Genomic DNA, 8,705 nt, shown 5'->3' with positions numbered 1-8,705 from the left:
TTAAACTGGCAGCCGCTATTCGTCATGCGCTGGCGGTGGATGTGCCATTAGTTCAGATCTTTGAGTTAAAAACGATTGCCGGGCTGGCAGCCCAGATGGGGCAGCAGGTTTGCACGGTGATCCCCCATGTTGAAATGGCGCATTATCCTCTGTCTTTTGTTCAGGAACGGATGTTGTTTATCGAACGTTTTGAACAAGGAACCCATGTATATCATGTTCCTTATCTTGTTCAGCTAAATGATGGGGATAGTTTGCCGCTACTGGAAATGGCAATTAATCAAGTTGTTGACCGTCATCCGGTGATGAAAACGGTGTACCTTAATGATGATGAGGGACAAGTTTATCAGCAGGTACTTGAAGAACCACTCGCTTTCAAATCACAGTCTTGTAGAAGTGTTGATGATTTTTGGCAAACGGTACGTATTGAACTGGCAACACCCTTTGATCTGACGGCGGAGCCGAGCCTGCGTTTGTATCACTATCTGTGTCACGAAAAGGTAACTGAAAGCAGGGTGGCTGAAAGTCATTACCTGTTATTCATGTGGCACCATATCGCCATTGATGGCTGGTCGATCGGTATCTTTATGCATGAGCTGGAGGAGTGTTACCACGCTCTACTGGAATCCCGTCACCGTCAACTGCCTGCTTTGGAGATCAGCTATGGTGATTATGCCAGATGGCAACGTGAGTATCTGCAAGGTGACGTGAAGAAACAGCAGCTAGCATATTGGCAGCAGGTATTGGTGGGTTATGAACCTCTGGCTCTGCCAACCGACAGACCGCGACCGGCACAGGTGGATTATAAAGGTCAGAACTTTATTTTTGCGTTGGAATACGGGCTATCGGAACAATTGAGGGCTTTGGCAAGACAGCAGGAAACGACTTTATATACTGTGTTGCTCAGTGGTTTTTATGTCACGTTGGCAAAGCTGTCCGGTCAAAATGACATTGTACTGGGAATGCCTACTGACAACCGTCATCATGTCCAGACTCAGCCATTAATCGGCATGTTTGTTAACTCGCTGGTATTGCGGATGCAGCTCGAACAGACTGGCAGTGTGGAAAATCTGATTAGGCAGACGCACAGCGTAGTTGCACAGGCTAAAGCTCATCAGGATATGCCATTTGAACAGCTACTGGGTGCACTGGCGATTGAACGTGACACTGCCCGTCATCCCATTTTTCAGGTCATGTTCGGGTTGCAGAATTTCTATGAAAACTGGTCAGCCGATGTCAATCTGCCATTTAGTGCCGTTAAATTAGAAGAGTTCCTGCATAGTCCGGCCAAGTTTGACCTCAGTCTGTTTATATCTGATGATCAACCTCGCCTGACGGGTTGCATCAACTATGCGGTGAATCTGTTTGAGCGGGCAACAATAGCCAGAATGGCAGATCTCTATCGGTCTGTCCTGACTGCTTTTGTGATGGATCAAAAGCAATCTCTCGCTACGCTTGAGGTGTTGTCAGATCAGGAACGTCATACCCTGCTCTATAGTTGGAACCAGACGGATGCACCATACCCACAAGACTGCACACTCCAGCAGCAGTTCGAAGCACAGGTTATCGCGACACCGGATAATATTGCGCTGGTGTTTGAAGGGGAGAATCTGACTTACCGCCAGCTCAATGAACGGGCAAATCAGTTAGCCGCCGCGATTCGGGCACAGTATCAGCAGCAATACCGTACATTGATGCCAGTTGATACCCCCGTCGCCCTGTATTTGGATCGCAGTTTGGAAATGGTAATCAGTATGCTGGCGGTACTGAAGGCGGGCGGCGCTTACGTGCCTGTCTCCCCGCAATATCCCGCTGAGCGTGTCCGCTTTATTCTGACCGATACTCAGGCTCCGTGTGTGGTGACCCAACAGCGGCATTTGTTAGCATTAGAGTCATATAGGCAGATACTGCCCGTTCAGCCTGTTTTGATAGCAGCGGATGATCAGACCGTGACTGCGGGGCAACTATCAGAAAATCCAGTCTTAATCAACAAACCGACCGATCTGGCTTATATCATCTACACGTCAGGCACCACTGGTCGGCCAAAAGGCGTCATGACAGAACATACTGGTGTCCTTAACCTGATCCAGTTTATTGCCAGAACACATCTGCTGGCACCACAGGTGAAGGTGTCGTTTTTCTCCAATTATGTGTTTGATGCCTCCGTTTCAGAGGTTTTCCCGGCCCTGATAGCGGGTGCCACATTATATATCATACCTGCGACGGTAACCGGAGACAGTGAGCAACTGCTGGCGTTTATCAATCAGCATAAGATCACCAAGGCATTTATTCCTACCGCCTTAATGAATATGAAACACTTTTCTGCCGAGTTATTCCGTTCAACTTTGCAGGTAATCGATACTGGAGGGGAAACTCTCAATGCCCTGTCTATCCCGCCGCATATCACGTTTTTTAACCAGTATGGCCCGACGGAAATTACTGTGTGTGCCAGCCAGAATTTATTGCAGGGTGATGATTTGACCATTGGCCGGGGAATTGATAACACCCGTTTGTATGTGCTGGATGAACAGGGCAATCTGGCCCCGATTGGTGCGCCGGGGGAACTGTATATCGGTGGTATTGGTGTAACGAGAGGGTATTTAAACCAGCCTGAGTTGACTGCTGAGCGGTTTGTGGCAAATCCATTTGCTACCACTGAAGACAAGGCTAAAGGTTATACCCGGCTGTATAAAACCGGGGATCTGGTGCGCTGGCGGCCGGATGGCAAGCTGGATTATCTGGGACGCAATGATTTTCAGGTCAAAATCCGGGGTTACCGCATTGAATTAGGGGAAATTGAAAGTGCACTAGTGACCCATCCACAGGTAAAACAGGCGGTAGTGATTGATCGGGAGCAGGAAGGTCACAAATTCCTGGCTGCTTATCTGATTGCTGATGGGAGGGTAGAGGATCAGAGCCTGGTTGAACATATATCAGCCCGCTTGCCTGAATATATGATCCCCGCCAGCTTTACCCGCATTGATTCAGTGCCGCTGACGCTGAATGGTAAGTTGGATCGCCGGGCATTACCGGAACCAACATGGGAAGGCAAGGGAGGATATGTTGCGCCGCGTACAGAACTGGAAACCCAACTTTGTTCTATCTGGCACAAGGTCTTAGGGGTGGAACGGGTTGGTATTGAGGACAACTTTTTCCGCATTGGTGGTAATTCAATTATGGCCATCAAGCTGGCAGCCGTTATTCGTCGTACCTTGTCAATGGATCTCCCGTTGATACAGTTGTTTGAGTTGAAAACGATTGCTCAGTTATCTGCTCACATGATGGGGCAGCAAAGTTGCACTGTGATCCCACATGTCGAATTGACCCGTTATCCTTTGTCATTTGCTCAGGAACGATTGCTGTTTATTGAACAATTTGAACAGGGCTCCCATGCTTATCATGTTCCTTATCTGGTATTGCTGGATGAAGGTGCTGACTTGTCTCTGCTGGAAACGGCGATTAATCAGGTTGCAGATCGCCATCCGGTGATGAAAACCGTCTATCGTAATGATGAGCAAGGGTTGGCTTATCAGCAAGTGCTGGATGAGCATATTATGCTCAGGTCACAATTTTGTGAGGAAACTAATTCACTTTTACAAACAGTACGTACTGAGCTTGCTATTCCGTTTGATCTGGCATCTGAACCAAGCCTGCGTTTGCGTCACTATCAAGTAGCGGAACAACATTATCTACTGATGATATGGCACCATATCGCTATTGATGGCTGGTCTGTCGATATCTTTATGGATGAACTGGCGAAAATTTATCAGGCGTTGTCAGTGCATTGTGACAGCCAACTGCCGCTGCTTGATATCAACTCTGGCGACTATGCTAAGTGGCAACGCGAATATTTGCAGGGTGAAGTCCGTGAACGTCAATTAGCATACTGGCAGCAGGCTTTGGCTGGCTATGAACCTTTGTCACTGCCAACCGACCGATCCCGGCCGGCACAAATCGATTATCGGGGGCGGGATTTCCATTTTGTGTTGGAAAGTGAACTTTCTGATCAACTGAGGGCGCTGGCAAAACAGCAGGAAACGACGCTGTTTACCGTATTACTCAGTGGCTTTTATTTCATGCTGGCGAAACTGTCCGGGCAGAATGACATCGTACTGGGAACGCCGACTGATAACCGACACCATGTCCAGACTCAGCCGCTCATTGGTATGTTCGTAAACTCATTAGTATTACGGGTACAACTTGAGCAGGGCAACAGTGTGGCACATCTGATAAAACAAACGCACACTGTTATTGTTCAGGCTAAATCCCATCAGGATATGCCGTTTGAGCAGTTGATTGATGTACTGAAAGTTGAACGTGATACGACTCGTCACCCAATTTTCCAGATTATGTTTGGATTGCAGAATTTTGGTGAAGGGCAACAGGTAGCGTCAGGTCTGCCGTTCAGTCCCGTGGTTCTGGATGACACTCTATACAGCCCTGCCAAGTTTGATCTGAGTCTGTTTATGTCTGACGGCAAAGACGGTATCGCCGGGGGTATCAATTACGCTATCAGTTTGTTTGATGAGACAACGATATCCCGGATAGCAGATCTCTACCAACGTGTCCTGATTGCTTTTGTGATGGATCAGGAGCAAACGCTGGCAGAGATTGATGTGGTGTCAGAGCAGGAACGTCATACCCTGCTCTATAGCTGGAACCAGACAGATGTCCCGTATCCGCAAGATCGCACACTCCAACAGCAGTTTGAAGCTCAGGTTGTCGCCACACCGGATAATGTTGCGCTGGTATTCGAAGGGGAACGTCTGACCTACCGTCAGCTCAATGAACGAGCAAATCAGTTGGCCTTTGTTATTCGCCAACATTATCAGCGGCAACACCATGCGCCGATGCCTGTTGATACCCCCGTAATTTTGTATCTCGATCGCAGCCTGGAAATGGTAATCAGTATGCTGGCGGTGCTGAAAGCGGGTGGCGCTTATGTACCTGTCTCTCCGCAATATCCCGCCGAGCGTGTCCGCTTTATTCTGGCCGATACTCAGGCTCCGAGTGTAGTGACCCAACAACGGCATTTGCCAATATTAGCGACACACGGCGAGATACTGCCTGTTCAGCCTGTTTTGATAGCGGCAGATGATCAGGCTGTGACCGCCAGTCAGCCCGCAGAAAATCTGGCCTTAATCAACCAGCCGACCGATCTGGCTTATATCATTTATACGTCAGGCACCACCGGGCAGCCAAAAGGGGTGATGGTGGAACATAGCAGTGTTCAGAATCTGACTCAGTTTATTGCCAGAACACATCTGCTGGCACCACAGGTGAAGGCGCTGTTTTTCTCCAATTATGTGTTTGATGCTTCTGTCTTTGAAGTGTTCCCGGTGCTGATGTCTGGTGCCACTTTGTATATTGCTCCCGCCGCGGTAACCGGAGACAGTGAACAACTGTTGGCGTTTATCAATCAACATAAGATCACCAAAGCCTTTATTCCTACTGCGTTGATGAACCACTTTTCTGCCGAGTTATTCCGCTCAACCTTGCAGATGATCCATACTGGTGGCGAAGCTCTCAATGCCCTGTCTATCCCGCCGCATATCACGTTGTTTAACCAGTATGGCCCGACGGAAATTACCGTGTGTGCCAGTCAGAACTTGTTGCAGCACAGCGATCTGGCTATTGGTCAGGGAATTGATAACACCCGTCTGTATGTGCTGGATGAACAGGGTAATCTGTCCCCGATTGGTGCACCGGGAGAACTGTATGTCGGTGGTGCCGGAGTAGCACGCGGGTATTTAAACCAGCCTGAACTGACGGCTGAGCGCTTTGTGGTCAATCCGTTTGCCACGGACGAAGACAAGGCACGGGGTTATACCCGGCTGTATAAAACCGGGGATTTGGTGCGCTGGCGGCCGGATGGCAAGCTGGACTATCTGGGACGCAATGATTATCAGGTCAAAATCCGGGGCTACCGCATTGAATTAGGGGAAATTGAAAGCGCATTGGTTGCACATCCCCAAGTAAAACAGGCGGTAGTGATTGATTGGGATCGGGAAGATCACAAAGTTCTGGCGGCCTATCTGGTGAGTGAGGGGAGTGTCTCTGATGACATTCTGATTGAGCATCTCTCTGGTCGCCTGCCGGAGTATATGATACCGGCCAGTTTTACCCGTATTGAGTCAGTGCCGTTGACCCTGAATGGTAAGTTAGATCGCCGGGCATTACCGGAACCAAACTGGGGTAGCCGGGACGGTTACATCGCACCGCGCAATGCACTGGAAACTCAGCTTTGTACTATCTGGCAGGAGATATTAGGGCTGGCACAAGTAGGTATTGAGGATAATTTCTTCCGTATCGGTGGTGATTCGATTGTCAGTATTCAACTGGTCTCTAAACTCCGGCAAGCTGGCTTTACTGTGCAGGTTAAATCAATTTTTAAAGCGCCAACGGTAGCTCGTCTGGCACAAGTATTGGAACAGGAGCAACAGACAGTCAGTGTGGTGGCCGAACAGGGTAAATTAAGTGGGGAATTTGGCTTATTGCCTGTCCAGCAGGATTTTTTCAACCGCCAGTTAGCACAACCACACCACTGGAACCAGGCCTTTATGATCCGCCTGCCCGGTAAGATCAAGCATGGCGACATCAAAAAAGCGTTGAATCAACTGGCTGAACGACACGATATGTTGCGTGCCCACTTTGTTGAAACGGCAGCAGGTTATCGCCAATGTTATCAGGCCGACATACCTTCATGGTTATCAACGTTGCCTCACTGTGATGTCAGTCAATGGGATGAAACGGCATTACGCCAGCAACTGACCGAATGGCAGAGCCGCTTTGATTATTGTAACGGGCCTCTGTGGCAGGCGGCGCATCTGACCGGATATGCAGACGGGAGTGCCCGCTTATTCTTCGCGTTTCACCATCTGATCATTGATGCTGTGTCCTGGCGCATCATTGCAGAAGATATGCGTTTATTGCTCCAGAAAGACACGCAACAAAGTGATACCTTGCCGGCAAAAACCAGCAGTTATCGACAGTGGGTCAGCGCTGTACATCGCTATGCCGAATGCCATCAGGATGAAGTGTTTTACTGGCAACAGGTCATGGCAGAGAGCGAGCCTTATCCGGCTGTAGAAGAGGCTCGTCAGCATCGGTTGGCTATCTCTGAGGCACTGACCGAGACCTTGTTGCATGAGGCCAATGCCGGTTATCACACCGAAATTAATGACTTACTGCTGAGTGCCCTTACGCTGGCTTTGCAGGCGTGTTTCTCACAGCCGGTCAATCTTATTTTGCTGGAAGGCCACGGGCGGGAACAGATCGATAACACATTGGATGTTTCTGAAACCGTAGGCTGGTTTACAACCCTGTACCCCGTCCGGCTGGCAATGCAGGCCGATATTGCCGAAACCATTATCCACACCAAAGAGATGCTCAGAGCGGTGCCGAATAAAGGGCTAGGTTACGGTGCCCTGCATCAGGCCGGGTGCTTAGCGGGTAATCTGCCTGTGATCAGTTTCAACTATCTCGGTCAGTTAGGGGGAGAGGCGGGTGAACAGGACTGGTCACTGTCCAGCGACGATTGCGGGATCATGATAGCCGACAGTAATAAGAGCCATTTATTACTGGATATTAATGGCGCAGTGCAGGAAGGCAGATTGCAGTTCAGTGTGAATTCCCGTTTACCCCAACATCAGGCACAAACATTTATTACCGCATTTGAACAGGCATTGATGACGGTGATTAAAACCGCTCAGCAACAGGCTCAGGCGGGAGGCGTGAAGACGCCGAGTGATTACGGCATTAAAGGAGTTTCAATTGAGCAGTTAAATCAACTGACTCAGCGTCTTGGTCATGCGGGTAATGAAAATTCGCACCTCCATTCAGAAAAGAAAACCATTTTGGATGTGTAACGATATGTTGAAATTATTAGAAGAACTGAACAAAAATCACATGTCAGTGTGGTCTTGTGACAACAAATTAAAATTAGCCTTTTCAGGGGAAACTCCGCCTGCTCTATTGATCGATAAAGTAAAAGCAAAAAGGGAAACTATCTTAGATTTCTTAAATGCAAAATGCATTTTCTCTGAAAAAGATTTTCAACGTCTTATTCTGAGTGAAAATCACGCTAAATTTAATAACACCAGTAAAGAGAGTAACAATAAAATTGAAGTGATATTTCCCGCCACCAGTTTGCAACAGGGGTTTATTTATCATTATCTGGCTCAGCCGCAGGATGATGCCTACCGGGTACAGTTATTGCTGGATTATCACACAAATTTGGATGTTGCTATCTACCAGCAGGCCTGGTTACTGACCTCATTGCGTTTCCCTATCCTGCGCACCGCTTTTGACTGGGAAGGAGAAATCTTGCAAGTGGTGACCGCAGGCGCGAGTATTGGTGCCGCCAATTTTACTGTTCAGGATCTCAGCCGATTACCCGCAGAAGAGCGGGATGCAGCGATTGATGCCATTCAGCAGCATGACCGGACACAGCCGTTTGATTTAAACCAGCCGGGGTTAATTCGTTTCACCATTATCAGGCAACATGACCAACTGGTGACGGTAATGATTACCCAACATCACTGTATTGCTGATGGCTGGAGTAACCCGATTTTATTACAGGCTGTGCATGACTACTACGACCAACTGATACAAGGGCAAACACCCCGGATAGAGGTGGATAAGGCCTATCTGGCGACTCAGCAATATCACCTTGATCATCAACAAGCCTCTGAGGCGTATTGGGTTGA

General features: G+C 48.6%; 2 protein-coding genes. Both read left to right on the top strand.

Annotated elements, in window-relative coordinates:
• Positions 1-41: 41 nt before the first annotated feature.
• Entirely contained in the window at positions 42-7,865 is a 7,824-nt protein-coding gene (locus tag ABLA85_RS03620; protein ID WP_367961456.1) for an amino acid adenylation domain-containing protein, read from the top strand.
• A gap of 4 nt (positions 7,866-7,869) precedes the next feature.
• On the top strand, positions 7,870-8,705 hold an 836-nt coding region (locus ABLA85_RS03615), incomplete at its 3' end, for a condensation domain-containing protein (protein ID WP_367961454.1).

The sequence above is a fragment of the Xenorhabdus sp. SGI246 genome, from assembly GCF_040838225.1.
GTDB lineage: Bacteria > Pseudomonadota > Gammaproteobacteria > Enterobacterales > Enterobacteriaceae > Xenorhabdus > Xenorhabdus indica.
This window is presented reverse-complemented; position numbering and strand designations above follow the sequence as displayed.